The sequence below is a fragment of the Schinkia acidoalkalinis genome (assembly GCF_054301215.1).
Map to the genome: position 1 here is coordinate 751,146 of NZ_CP182573.1, position 12,607 is coordinate 763,752.

Consider the following 12,607-nt stretch of genomic DNA (forward strand, 5'->3'; position numbering starts at 1 on the left):
CTCCACCTTTTCTTTTTTATCTAGTTATAGGCAGTAGGCACCCGGCAACAAATAGGATGCTTGACCGGGCGCCTCCGCTTTTCTTATTCTATTGTCGCAAATTTATTTTTCTTCGCAGCTTTTTCACGTTCATTTGTTACTAATATTTTCTTGCGAAGTCTGATGGACTGTGGTGTTACTTCACAATACTCATCATCATTTAAATACTCCAATGATTGTTCTAATGACATAATTCTTGGTTTTTTAATCGTTACAGTTGTATCTTTTGTCGCAGAACGAACATTGGTAGCATGCTTTGCTTTAACAATATTAACAGACAAATCATTTTCACGCGTATGTTCCCCAACAATCATACCTTCGTACACTTCTGTTCCAGGCTCGACGAAAATAACCCCGCGATCCTCTAGTGCCTGGATACTATATGCTGTAGCCTTCCCAGCCTCAATTGAAACAAGCACACCTTGGCGTCTACCGCCAACCTGCCCTTGAACAACTGGTTTGTAGCTGTCAAATGAATGATTAATTATACCAAAACCGCGTGTTAGCGTCATAAAGTCTGTTGTATAGCCTATTAAACCACGAGAAGGTATTAAAAATTCCAAGCGCACTTGACCATTCCCGTTATTAACCATATCCAACATTTCGCCTTTTCTAGACCCTAATGATTCTATAATAGCACCGGTATTTTCTTCCGGAACATCGATCTGCACGCGTTCAATCGGTTCACATTTTACACCATCAATTTCACGGATAATAACCTCAGGCTTCGATACTTGTAATTCGTAGCCTTCACGACGCATATTTTCGATTAGAATTGATAAATGAAGCTCTCCTCTTCCTGAAACAATCCAAGCATCAGGTGACTCAGTATTTTCGACGCGTAAGCTGACATCGGTTTCCAACTGCTGACGAAGACGTTCTTCAAGCTTTCGGCTTGTAATCCACTTTCCTTCACGACCAGCAAATGGACTGTTGTTTACAAGGAATGTCATTTGCAGGGTTGGCTCATCAATTCTTAACACAGGTAATGCTTCTTGGTGTTCAGTTGGACACACCGTCTCGCCGACATTGATTTCTTCCATACCAGAAACTGCCACAAGATCACCAGCATATGCCTCTTCAATTTCAACGCGTTTCAAGCCGATAAACCCAAATATTTTCGTAACACGAAACTGCTTTACAGTACCATCCAGTTTCATGAGAGCCACCTGTTGACCAACCTTCATCGTTCCCCGGAACACACGTCCAATTCCAATACGGCCTACATAATCGTTGTAGTCTAAAAGAGCTACCTGGAATTGAAGAGGATCTTCACGATTATCAACTGGTGCAGGGATATGATCGATAACAGCATCAAAAAGGGCTGCCATATCCTCATCTTGCTTATGCGGATCCAAGCTTGCCGTACCATTAATCGCTGAAGCGTATACAACCGGAAATTCCAGCTGTTCTTCATCGGCACCTAGTTCAATAAATAAGTCTAAAACCTCGTCAACAACCTCTTCCGGTCTCGCAAAATCACGGTCGATTTTATTTACAACGACAATCGGAGTTAATTTTTGTTCTAACGCTTTTTTCAAAACAAAGCGTGTTTGTGGCATACAGCCTTCATACGCATCAACTACCAATAGCACACCATCAACCATTTTCATGATTCGTTCAACTTCTCCGCCAAAGTCAGCATGTCCTGGTGTATCCATAATATTAATACGTGTGTCATGATAATTAATCGCTGTATTTTTCGCTAAAATGGTGATTCCACGTTCTCTTTCTATATCGTTAGAATCCATCGCTCTTTCATCAACATGTTCGTTAGCACGAAATGTTCCTGATTGCTGCAACAGTTTATCTACTAATGTTGTTTTCCCGTGGTCAACGTGTGCAATAATAGCAATGTTTCTAATATCTTTTCTTAAATTCAAACTTGTCATCTCCTATAGATTCTTTCAATTTTTATGTTATAGTTTAAGTTGTATGCATTATTTTATTACAACTTAACGATTATATCACAATCCAATCAAAATGTAACAATTGTTTAATTAGGAGTTGGCAAAAAAATGAAAAAAATTAACTTTTTATTTTTAGGGTTAGCGATTGCAACTGTCATTGCTTTAATGTCGATTGGAGTGGCGATTGCTGAAAGGAGCATTCTTGGTGTCATCCTTTCCATCATAGCTTCTATCCTTATTATGGGCGTAGGATTTTCACTAAAGAAAAAAATGCGTGAGGCTAATAAATTATAAAAAAAACCAAAAAAAATATTCCACAAGCCGACTCCAGTCAATCGTTTTGGCTTATGGAATATTTTTTTATTTTGATAAGTAATGTTTTACAATATGGTCATGCAAACCAGGTTTTGCAGCAAATATCGGAGTTTGCCTTGCTAACATATTTAATGGTTCACCGCTAACGGTGGAAATCTTCCCACCGACTTCTTCCACTAAAATTTTACCAGCAGCAATATCCCACGGTGCCAACCTAAGCGACATGTACCCATCCAATCTACCTGAAGCAACATAGGCCATTTCAATTGTTGCTGAACCATAAGACCTTGTTCCCCTTACATGTTGAATGATGGCAGGGATTACTCCAGCGTCAATGCGTTTTTTTTCAAATCCCCATGCTGCGTTTACTCCAAGTACTGCTTTTTCCATCTCAACTGGCTCTAAAAGTGGTAGTCTTTCATCATTTAAGTAAGCACCCTCACCTTTTATCGCATAATAAAAGTCATTAGCGACAACATCATAGATGATACCAATGATTCCCTCACCATTATGGTAAATTCCTACTGAAATAGCAAAATGACGCTGCATATGTACAAAATTCATGGTCCCATCAATCGGATCTATAATCCAAACCGTTCCATCGAGAGATGAAATCTCATCGCCTTGTCCTTCCTCACCTAAAATCCGATGTGACGGGTATGCTTCATTTATGTTTGCAATAAAAAATCGCTCAATCTGTTTATCCATATTTGTTACAAGATCGGATGCATTTGCTTTATAATCTATTGTTAATTTTTCTTTAAACGATGCTCGTATTTGTTTCCCACCTTCTAAAACAAGGTTTTTCGCAAAACTAAAGATATTTTTCCAATCATTCTGCTGCAACATTTTAGCCTCCTCTATACCCTCTTTTCATTTATTATAAGGGAATTTTATCATTATGTATAATTTCTCACAAAGAGCCACCACATAAAAGGACGAACCTAATGGTTCGTCAATTTCTTCTATGCTTTTAAACGAAGCATTTCTTGCCGAAATTGCTCTAAGATTAATTTTGATTTTTTTATCTGTGCTTCATCCTGTGCAAGCATCGCATCATAGAGTGTTGCTAATTCATAATCAATCTCGAGTCTAAGCACAGGTATTCTTTTTTCCGCTTCAGTTCTTTTCATTAATCTTACAACTTGCTTCACCGTGCAAACACCCCTTTTCAATAAAATCATCAAATTTATAAACTCCGCTAATCTTGTACTGTTATTCTTTCTATATACTATGAACAGCACGAATGATTTGGAACAAAATTGATTAATTAACCTATATTTTTCCATAAAGACAGCGTTTTCAAACTTTAAGAAGAGAGAAATAATCTGTCTAAATTCGTTTCGAATTGGTAATAATTTTTTTAAATGAAAAATAGGGGATTAGGAAATATGATGAAAACAATTGATCCGTTACTAGTTAATTCAAGAACCACACTTTACGTTACAAATACAAAACCAATTATCGGTTTGCCTCACGGAGCAAAAATACCGGATGGTATGGTTCTCGAAAACCGTCATGAAAAAATCGCTTATGATGTAAGCGGACTTTATTTAGTAGATTATACAGTGGGAAATGAATGGTGCGAGGGTAGTGTAGTTGTGGCGAAAGTGGAGTGAAATAGGATAAAGGCCGATTATTATAACCATAATCGGCCTGTGGGTAATTTTTTTATGCACTCATAGACACTTTATAAATTGGGATAAGCGTTTTAAATGTATCTTTAACGATATTCACAAATTCATCACCATTTTGAAGGAGCGGATCATTCGCTTCGAAATGTCTGCCTATTAAAAATTCACCTTTCTTCGTATCACGGAATCGTTCCAAACCTTTTACCACTTCAGCCATGTTCTGCGCCGAGAATGACTCTCTTTCGGTATGATCTAATGAAATGACAAAGTTGGCTGGAATTTTTTCCAGTAGGTCAATAGACTTGAGCAATGCTTGGCCAATTTCAGCTTTTCTTGGTAGTTCATAAATAAACGCTAGCCAAACGAAAACATGGTCATCAAATAAACCAACTTGGAAATGTGGATGCTTTTTATAGCCACGTTTATTATCGGCTATTGCTAACCACGTATCTTTTGGTGGATTAACCGTACGTCTGGCATGTTTGGCAATATGTAGGTACATTTCATTTCCCAATTCCATTTGAAGCTCGTCAACGAGGATGTTGCCGATTTCTTGAAATTTCGGTTGAATAAACGTGCGGATTAGTTCCATTCGTTCATCTAATCCTGCAACATAAAAAATTTCAAAATCTTTCTTTGAAAAGCCTGTAAAATTCAAAAATAGTCACTCCTAAAAAGACAAAAGAGTCAAAATCTACATTTTTATTTTTTGCCCTGCATTTATATCCATTGCTTTTTTTACTGTGTGGTAGCTGGAAAAGCCAGATGCTTTATCAAATTGTCCGCATATCTGCTTTTCCTCTCCTTTGCTTGGAATAATTTCTTTAAAGCGCCGGTATGCTGCTAATAGTTTTTCTCGGCTGATCCCTTTTTCATAGGCCTCTTCCACACATTGAAAAAAATAAATCACATCAATAACCTCTTGTTTATCCCAATCAGTTGAAAGAGGATAACTGTAATTTTGCAAACAAAACACCACTCTTTTTTCTTTCTATTATGCCCAATTTTTTCTAAATGTTTCTGCTCCTGAAATGATTCTTTGGAACAGTTCAGCAGTCGTTGGAACATCTTTTATTAGGCCCATCACTTGGCCAGCCCAGCCAAAGCCCTCTTCCTCGTTGCCATCATATATGTAGCGCTTGTTTGCTGCACCACTAATATACTCTTTTAAATGCTCATAATCACCAAATTCCTTTTCCAGCTCGAGAATCTTAGCTGTATGCTGATTAGAAATGGCACGTGCTGGTGCACCGATGGTACGTTTGATGACCACAGTATCATTCTCTGTTCCTTCTACCAATCTATTTTTATAATGCACATGGGCATGCACACATTCTTTTGTAGCAATAAAACGTGTTCCCATTTCGATTCCTTCCGCTCCTAAAGCGAGAGCAGCCATTAAGCCGCGTCCATCGCCAAATCCTCCGGAGGCAATGACTGGGATTGAAACAGCATCAACAACTTGCGGTACTAAAACAACCGTTCCAGTGTCACTTCTTCCAAGATGGCCTCCGCCCTCTTGTCCAACAACCATAACCGCGTCCGCCCCTAATTCTTCTGCTTTGACTGCTTGCCGCTTTGCTGCAACGAGGACGAGTTTCTTTACATCCACACCTTTCAGCCTTTCAAATATTGGAGCAGGATTACCACCGGTTAAAGTAACAACAGGTACTTTTTCATCAATGGCTACTTGGAGCATATGCTCATACGGTCTGCCATGTTGACCGAAAGCATAATTTACACCAAAAGGCTTGTCCGTTTTTTCTCTTACTTTACGAATTTCTTCTCTAAGCTCTTCAGGTGTTTCCAAAGACATAGCCGTTATTTGACCCAACCCACCGGCATTTGAAACAGCAGCGGCTAAATCGGAGTATGCTAAATACGCCAATCCCCCTTGGATAATTGGGTACTTGATCCCAAGTAATTCCGTTACTCTTGTATCCCATTTCATAAAAGATGCGCCTCCCCATACTTGTCTTCATAAAAGATTTATTCATTTCCATTCATAATAGAACCCAACCGTTAAATAATTCAACAAAATATAACAAATTCCTTTAGTAAAATCAGTATTTCAACATGTCAAGGGACATGCTATGATGAATAAAGACGAATTTTCTTGAAAAATTCTATACTTTTGTTAAAATTGATATGTTTTTTATACGATGATTTTAGTAATTTGAAGTATTGAGGTGTCTAACTTGGATCAAAATAAAACTCCCCTATTTACAGGTTTATTAGAACATGCAAAAAAGAATCCGCTTCAATTCCATATTCCAGGACATAAAAAAGGAACAGGTATTGATCCGGAATTCGGAAATTTCATTGGCACGAATGCATTATCAATTGACTTAATTAATATAAGTCCCTTAGATGATTTGCATCACCCCCATGGTATTATTCAAGAAGCGCAAGAATTAGCAGCAGAAGCATTTGGGGCTGATTATACATTTTTTTCTGTACAAGGAACAAGCGGTGCCATTATGACAATGGTAATGTCCGTATGCAAACCTGGTGATAAAATTATCATACCGAGAAACGTTCATAAATCAATTATGTCTGCGATTATTTTCTCGGGTGCTACGCCTATTTTTATCCATCCAGCAATCGATAAAAACTTAGGAATTTCCCATGGTATAACAACCGATGCTGTCCGTAAAGCATTGGAAGCACATCCAGATGCAAAAGGTTTATTAGTTATTAATCCAACCTACTTCGGAATTGCTGCAAACTTAAAGGAAATTGTCGATATTGCCCATTCCTACAATATTCCTGTACTTGTTGACGAAGCTCATGGCGTTCATATTCATTTTCATGATGAAATGCCGATGTCAGCAATGCAAGCAGGTGCAGATATGGCAGCAACAAGTGTCCATAAACTTGGCGGTTCAATGACACAAAGTTCCATTTTAAATATAAGAGAAGGTTTGGTGTCGGCAAAGCATGTCCAAACGATTATAAGTATGCTTACGACAACATCAACATCCTACTTATTATTGGCATCATTGGATTGCGCACGCAGACAGCTGGCCACAAAAGGCAAGGAGCTTGTTGAAAAAACGATTCGCCTTGCTGATTCGGCTCGAAAACATATCAACGAAATCCCGAATCTTTATTGTGTCGGCAAAGAAATTCTTGGAACAAAAGCGACGTATGATTACGATCCTACAAAGCTGATCATTTCCGTTAAAGAACTTGGTATGACAGGTCACGAAGTTGAAGTTTGGCTGCGTGAAAACTTTACGATTGAAGTAGAACTTTCTGACCTTTATAACATCCTTTGTATTATTACACCTGGAGATTCAGAGGAAGAAATCGGTATTTTAGTCCATGCTCTTCAAGAGTTGTCAAAAATTCGCAACGAGGCTAAAGCCACAAAAGCAGTAGAAGTGCATGTGCCGAACATTCCACTCTTGGCACTTTCACCAAGGGATGCATTTTATTCAGAAACGGAAATCGTACCTATTGAAGAATCAGTCGGCCGAATCATTGCTGAATTTATTATGGTCTATCCACCTGGAATTCCAATTCTTATTCCGGGCGAAATTATCTCGAAGGAAAATGTTGATTATATAAAAGAAAATTTAGAGGTAGGTTTGCCAGTTCAAGGACCTGAAGACCCTGAACTTAAAACAATTCGTGTAATCAAGGAATATCGTGCAATTAAATAGAACAAGAGAGGCGCCCATCAATGGGCGCTACAGCTAATCGTAAAAAAAGAGTGTGGCACTTGAACCACACTCTTTTACTATGCATATTTAATAATCCTATTTATTCTGTTCTTTATGCTCATGATCACATTCTTCACAACACTTAGCATAAAGTGTTGTAACTTTTTCATCTTCAAAATGGCCTATTGTGCTCTCACATTGCTGACAAACGATTGTACCCATGATTTCATCTCCTTTAAATTTGGAAACGTTTTAATTGTTGATCATATTAATATGATAATATGACATACTATTAGTGTCAATACCATTTTTAAGTATAGCACATTCGCGGATTTATCTTATAAATTAACGCCTATGAATTTCCAAACATTTCTTCTACTTCACGTATGCTTGTAAATAGACTTTAAAAAATGCTATGATATTACACGGAGTCAAAGTATACGGTATAGAGGGGGATTTAATATGTCAAGAACAGCATACATAAAACTTGTACCAGCTTCCAATAAGCAAGAAGTGTCATTAGACGAATTAAAAGATTACTTTAACTATTATAAGGAAATTACGGGCAAAACTGGGGAACAGCTTGATTGGGATTATGAAAATAATGCCTTTCCTTATGAAATAAAAGAACGTGATGATTCGAATGGTGAATGGTTTTATTTAAAAGGGACATTGGATCGTTACAATTTTATCCTAGTAGGAGTTGGCTCTGAAGAGGTAAAAAATGAAGATGGCACTACTAGAAAGCAAAATTACATTCAAATAGCCCTTCCCGAAGTAGCCAATTTCGGTGATAAAAATAAAGCGGTTGAGTTTGCTAAATTTCTAGGCAAAAAATTAAATGGTGAACTTCATCTATTTAATGGCAGAATCATGTATTTCTATGATAAAAAGTAAAGCTCGTAGCATTAAAAGGCTGACTCCTAATGAGCCAGCCTTTTTTAGCTTTTAAATACTGTTTTTACTATCTTTTCTATTTCTTTTTCGGTTAATCCTTTCCAAAACAATTCCCCGCGATACAGTAAATCTAAATGAAGATGTAATTCTGAGTCATCTTTTTTGACATCACCGCTTGTCCCAGAATTTCCGACATAGCCTATTAAATAATCAGCCGTTACAGTATCGCCGACATTTAAATCCTCTGGAATCCGATCTAAATGTGCAAATCTTGCCTGCAGTCCATTTTCGTACTGGACCCAGACTTGTCGTCCTCTTAATCGGTCCAACATGTAAGCAGGCGTAAATCCTATTTCTGCAGCATCTTTTAAATCACGACTTCGCTCCTCACGTGATAAATAGCGGTTATACTCATGATCAGCACGAACAACTACACCGGTTGCCATCGCATATACTTCTGTTTTTCGATTCATTGGCACACCTGTTGAAAAACCATACCAATCCATTCCTTCATGGACTCCATTCCGGTAAGCTCTTTTTGCCCCTGGTAAATGTGAAGGAATCGTATCAACCTGGGCTTTTTTTATCGGACTTTGAAGTCCACCCATGATTTCCCTTACATTGTCAACACTACCTAATGGTGAAAGTGTCGTTACTTCATTGTTTGTACGATGACCCGCTCTCTTCATTTTTTCGATAAATGCTTGATTACTTGCTACCCTTACATTCAACCCTAATGTATCATTTATGAACCGCTTTGATAGCCAAGCTTCCCCACTTATAATTTGAAAATCATCTTTTTGACCGGGTAAAAATAAACCATTCTTTTGCACAACCGGAACATTATAGATGAAAAAGTATTGATTGCCGCCGTAATGTAATAATAAAGTTTTATTGATATTATCAAAATTCGCTTCCCCGCTGGTAATTTCCTTTACTGATTGTACCGGTATAAAGACTCGGGTCCCCAATGTTTTGTAAGCCACATGCTGCCATGTTTCATTCTCTCTCTTTTCCTTTGTTTCCGTTTTTTCTTTTGCTGCTTGACATCCAATAATCAACATCAAACAAATTATACAGAGGAGCAGTTTTTTCAAAAACACCCCACCCTCCCAATTTTTTTAACCTCTTCCATTCTTTCCATTATTAACAAATTTATACAAAAAACCGCCCCCTAGGGAGCGGTTCGAATATTTACTTTAGGGTTTTAATTAAATGCGGGTCTATCACTGTATATCCTTTATTTTCCAAACCCGTCACTATATCTTTAAGTGCTTCATTCGTCCATTTTCGATCATGCATTAAAAGATTTGCGCCATTATGGAGAAGTTCGGTGTTGACCATAATATTCGTCAGGGCCCCTTTAGACATATAATCCTTCATAAAATCATAGCCATAGGACCAATTCATTACCACCATTTGTTCCTTTAGAGCGAGCTCACGACTATAATCGGTATTAGCACCAAATGGAGCCCGAAAGAACTTAGGTCTTTCCCCAGTAATTTCCTCCACTAAGTCGTTTACCTTTACAATCTCTTGATATTGCTGTTCTTTAGATAATTTTTTCAAATTTTGATGGGTCATGGAATGGTTGCCAATTGGAAAACCCATGTCATGTATTTCTTTTAATACTCTTTTTTGATCTTCAGAGGCTAAAAAATGGCCATTCACAAAGAAGATTGCCTTCACATTTAATTGATTTAATGTTTTTGCCATTTCGAGTGCAAACTGATCAGGTGCATCGTCAATAGTCAAAAGCACAACATGATTGTCCGCGTCTTGAATAGGTTCAATATTAAAATTTGTTGGATTGACTCTATATTGAGGGTTGATAACTGAGGTTTCTATTGGTGTCTCTTGGATTACTTCTTTGGCATTTTCCTCTTTGTTGCTATTCTCATGCTGCAGATTGCTAGATTGTGAGAATGATGGGTTCTTATTCTCGTCTTCCTTTTCCTTTTGCTTCACTTGACTTGCGTTGTTTGAACATGCTGTAAATAGGAACAAAAGCCCAAACAGAACAAAATAATGTTTCCATTTCATTTGGTCAGCCCCCCGTATTATGTAATACCACTCTTTACATTATAGTATAATTTCAAAAAAATCAGCACCTAGATACCTCAGAAATGTTTCACAACTATATCTAGTATTTTGAATTTTTCATTTATGTAACAAATAGATGACAAAGCTTCCACTTTTTAAAATGAATGATAAAATATGACATAGGCACACATACATAATTTCTCTTTCAGAAAGAAGTGAGCAACAAAATGAAAATGAAACTTGGATTTCTTTTTTTATCCATGTTTTTATTGGCGGCCTGTAATACGGTCGATGGAGATGCAGTATCTAAAATTAATTTGGATGGCGAAGGGTACCATATACTGTTTTTTTCCGATGATGAAAAAATAAAACTAGAAAATAATTATTATGATGTCATGCTGGATCTTCGCAAGAAATTTCCAAATGAAATGGCGGATGTCGTTCTTGTTCAATCCACTAACAAGAATGAGAAAATTAAAAAATTCGATGTAAGTGTCTACCCAACATTAATCGTAATAAAGGACGGGGAAGAAAAGGCACGTATTGAAGGCAAGAAAAGTAAGAGAGAAATTATGAATCATCTTATGGATGCCATGGAAAAAGAAAAAAAGAATTAAATACTTTTCTGTTCGCCAAAAAGGGCTGTTTTCCAAAGTATGTATGATACTTCAAAAACAGCCCTTACTTTTTATTTTACAATATGAATAGGACTTCCAATTGCAACCTCGGCAGCTTCCATCGTAATTTCACCAAGTGTCGGATGGGCATGAATGGTTAAGGCAATATCCTCTGCTGTCATTCCAGCTTCGATTGCCAACCCCAGTTCTGCAATCATATCGGAGGCATTTGGACCAACGATTTGTGCACCGATGACTAAACCATCCTCTTTCCTTGTTACGAGTTTCAAGAATCCATCGGATTCATTTAGCGCTAAGGCTCTTCCGTTTGCACCAAATGGGAATTTGGCGGAGTTAATCCCAATTCCGGCTTCTTTTGCCTGACTTTCACTATAGCCAACAGATGCACACTCAGGATCTGAAAATACAACTGCAGGAATTGCCACATAATCAAGTTCCGCAGGCTTACCTGCGATTGCTTCTGCAGCTACTTTTCCTTCATATGAAGCTTTATGTGCAAGCTGCGGTCCTGGAACGATATCACCTATTGCATAAAGATTTGGAATTGACGTTCGACATTGCTTGTCAATTTTAATTAATCCCCGCTCTGTCATCTCAATTCCTAATTCCTCAAGACCGATTTCTTTCGTGTTTGGCTTTCTGCCAACTGTCACAAGTAAGTAATCGCCCTCAACCGATTTCGTCTCGCCATTCACTTCAAACGTAACCGTAACACCTGTTTCAGTTTCTTCTACACCTTTTGCCATTGCCTTTGTATAGATTTCTACCGTTCCTTTTTTCTTGAGGCGCTTCTTGACAACTGCACTCATTTGTTTTTCGAAGCCGTTAAGAATCTCTTCCATTCCTTCTAATATTATGATTTCGCTACCAAAGTTGGCATAGGCAGTACCCAGTTCAACCCCAATGACCCCGCCGCCAATTATAATCATTTTCTTAGGGATTTCCGGCAGATTAAGAGCACCAGTAGAATTAAGAACACGTTTCGAAAATTTAAAGGTTGGGAGCTCGATTGGTGTAGACCCTGTTGCAATAATTGCATTTTTAAATTTATACGTTTGTGCAGCATTTTCAGTCATGACCCGAACTGTGTTCTGATCAACAAAATAGACCTCACCATTTACAATTTCAACCTTATTTCCTTTTAAAAGAGCACCTACACCGCCTGTTAGCTTATTTACAACACTAGCTTTCCACTCTTGCACCCTCCCGAAATCAACCTTCACATTCTCGGCTGTGATTCCGATATCCGCTGAATGCTTCGCTGTTTCATAGCGGTGGCCCGCAGAAATCAGTGCTTTGGAAGGAATACATCCGACGTTCAAACAGACCCCGCCTAAGTTTTCCTTTTCAACAATCGTCACTTTTTGACCAAGCTGAGCCGCCCGTATGGCAGCAACATATCCACCTGGTCCTGCACCAACGACAAGTGTTTCAGTTTCGATGGGAAAATCTCCTACAACCAT

General features: G+C 38.0%; 15 protein-coding genes. 5 read left to right on the forward strand and 10 right to left on the reverse strand.

What is annotated here, in order from left to right; translation table 11 throughout:
• Window positions 1-83: 83 nt before the first annotated feature.
• Complete coding sequence (gene typA / locus ACNQFZ_RS03840; protein WP_458414033.1) at window positions 84-1,922, reverse strand: translational GTPase TypA; 1,839 nt, start codon at window positions 1,920-1,922, stop codon at window positions 84-86.
• Between the two features lie 135 nt (window positions 1,923-2,057).
• Between typA and ACNQFZ_RS03845 the strand changes: the two genes are divergently transcribed.
• On the forward strand, window positions 2,058-2,243 hold the full coding sequence (locus tag ACNQFZ_RS03845; RefSeq protein ID WP_458414034.1) for a DUF5325 family protein: 186 nt from the start codon (window positions 2,058-2,060) through the stop codon (window positions 2,241-2,243).
• Window positions 2,244-2,309: 66 nt separating this feature from the next.
• Here ACNQFZ_RS03845 and ACNQFZ_RS03850 read toward each other — a convergent pair whose 3' ends face one another.
• Both ACNQFZ_RS03850 and ACNQFZ_RS03855 read right to left on the reverse strand, forming a co-directional pair.
• Window positions 2,310-3,113, reverse strand: coding sequence for an inositol monophosphatase family protein (locus tag ACNQFZ_RS03850; RefSeq protein WP_458414035.1), 804 nt, complete (start codon window positions 3,111-3,113; stop codon window positions 2,310-2,312).
• A 116-nt stretch (window positions 3,114-3,229) separates the two neighbouring features.
• A complete protein-coding gene (locus tag ACNQFZ_RS03855) occupies window positions 3,230-3,418 on the reverse strand; it encodes a hypothetical protein (RefSeq protein WP_458414036.1) in 189 nt (62 codons plus the stop codon).
• Window positions 3,419-3,655: 237 nt separating this feature from the next.
• On the opposite strand from ACNQFZ_RS03855, the gene ACNQFZ_RS03860 reads away from it, so the two are divergent.
• On the forward strand, window positions 3,656-3,883 hold the full coding sequence (locus ACNQFZ_RS03860; RefSeq protein ID WP_458414037.1) for a hypothetical protein: 228 nt from the start codon (window positions 3,656-3,658) through the stop codon (window positions 3,881-3,883).
• Between the two features lie 52 nt (window positions 3,884-3,935).
• Here the strand turns inward: ACNQFZ_RS03860 and ACNQFZ_RS03865 are convergent, their stop codons facing one another.
• The 3 genes from ACNQFZ_RS03865 to ACNQFZ_RS03875 are packed head-to-tail and all read right to left on the reverse strand — an operon-like array spanning window position 3,936 to window position 5,849.
• Complete coding sequence (locus ACNQFZ_RS03865) at window positions 3,936-4,556, reverse strand: YktB family protein (RefSeq protein WP_458414038.1); 621 nt, start codon at window positions 4,554-4,556, stop codon at window positions 3,936-3,938.
• Between the two features lie 36 nt (window positions 4,557-4,592).
• Window positions 4,593-4,865 carry a UPF0223 family protein gene (locus ACNQFZ_RS03870; protein ID WP_458414039.1) on the reverse strand — a complete coding sequence of 91 codons (273 nt, stop codon included), beginning with the start codon at window positions 4,863-4,865 and terminating at the stop codon, window positions 4,593-4,595.
• A 27-nt stretch (window positions 4,866-4,892) separates the two neighbouring features.
• Complete coding sequence (locus ACNQFZ_RS03875) at window positions 4,893-5,849, reverse strand: NAD(P)H-dependent flavin oxidoreductase (protein ID WP_458414040.1); 957 nt, start codon at window positions 5,847-5,849, stop codon at window positions 4,893-4,895.
• A 247-nt stretch (window positions 5,850-6,096) separates the two neighbouring features.
• On the opposite strand from ACNQFZ_RS03875, the gene ACNQFZ_RS03880 reads away from it, so the two are divergent.
• Complete coding sequence (locus ACNQFZ_RS03880; RefSeq protein WP_458414041.1) at window positions 6,097-7,566, forward strand: aminotransferase class I/II-fold pyridoxal phosphate-dependent enzyme; 1,470 nt, start codon at window positions 6,097-6,099, stop codon at window positions 7,564-7,566.
• Window positions 7,567-7,662: 96 nt separating this feature from the next.
• Here the strand turns inward: ACNQFZ_RS03880 and ACNQFZ_RS03885 are convergent, their stop codons facing one another.
• Window positions 7,663-7,788 (reverse strand): GapA-binding peptide SR1P, encoded by a 126-nt coding sequence (locus ACNQFZ_RS03885; protein ID WP_458414042.1) that lies wholly within the window; start codon window positions 7,786-7,788, stop codon window positions 7,663-7,665.
• A 240-nt stretch (window positions 7,789-8,028) separates the two neighbouring features.
• Here ACNQFZ_RS03885 and ACNQFZ_RS03890 point away from each other — a divergent pair, with 240 nt between their 5' ends.
• Window positions 8,029-8,463, forward strand: a complete 435-nt coding sequence (locus ACNQFZ_RS03890) for a DUF1885 family protein (protein WP_458414043.1) — start codon at window positions 8,029-8,031, stop codon at window positions 8,461-8,463.
• 44 nt (window positions 8,464-8,507) lie between these two features.
• Here the strand turns inward: ACNQFZ_RS03890 and ACNQFZ_RS03895 are convergent, their stop codons facing one another.
• Both ACNQFZ_RS03895 and ACNQFZ_RS03900 read right to left on the reverse strand, forming a co-directional pair.
• On the reverse strand, window positions 8,508-9,560 hold the full coding sequence (locus ACNQFZ_RS03895; protein ID WP_458414044.1) for a M23 family metallopeptidase: 1,053 nt from the start codon (window positions 9,558-9,560) through the stop codon (window positions 8,508-8,510).
• 97 nt (window positions 9,561-9,657) lie between these two features.
• The gene (locus tag ACNQFZ_RS03900) at window positions 9,658-10,506 is read right to left on the reverse strand and encodes a polysaccharide deacetylase family protein (protein WP_458414045.1); all 849 of its coding nucleotides are present in this window, start codon (window positions 10,504-10,506) and stop codon (window positions 9,658-9,660) included.
• A gap of 227 nt (window positions 10,507-10,733) precedes the next feature.
• Between ACNQFZ_RS03900 and ACNQFZ_RS03905 the strand changes: the two genes are divergently transcribed.
• Window positions 10,734-11,123, forward strand: coding sequence for a thioredoxin domain-containing protein (locus ACNQFZ_RS03905; RefSeq protein ID WP_458414046.1), 390 nt, complete (start codon window positions 10,734-10,736; stop codon window positions 11,121-11,123).
• A 71-nt stretch (window positions 11,124-11,194) separates the two neighbouring features.
• On the opposite strand, the gene lpdA is transcribed toward ACNQFZ_RS03905, so the two are convergent.
• On the reverse strand, window positions 11,195-12,607 hold the full coding sequence (gene lpdA, locus ACNQFZ_RS03910; protein WP_458414047.1) for a dihydrolipoyl dehydrogenase: 1,413 nt from the start codon (window positions 12,605-12,607) through the stop codon (window positions 11,195-11,197).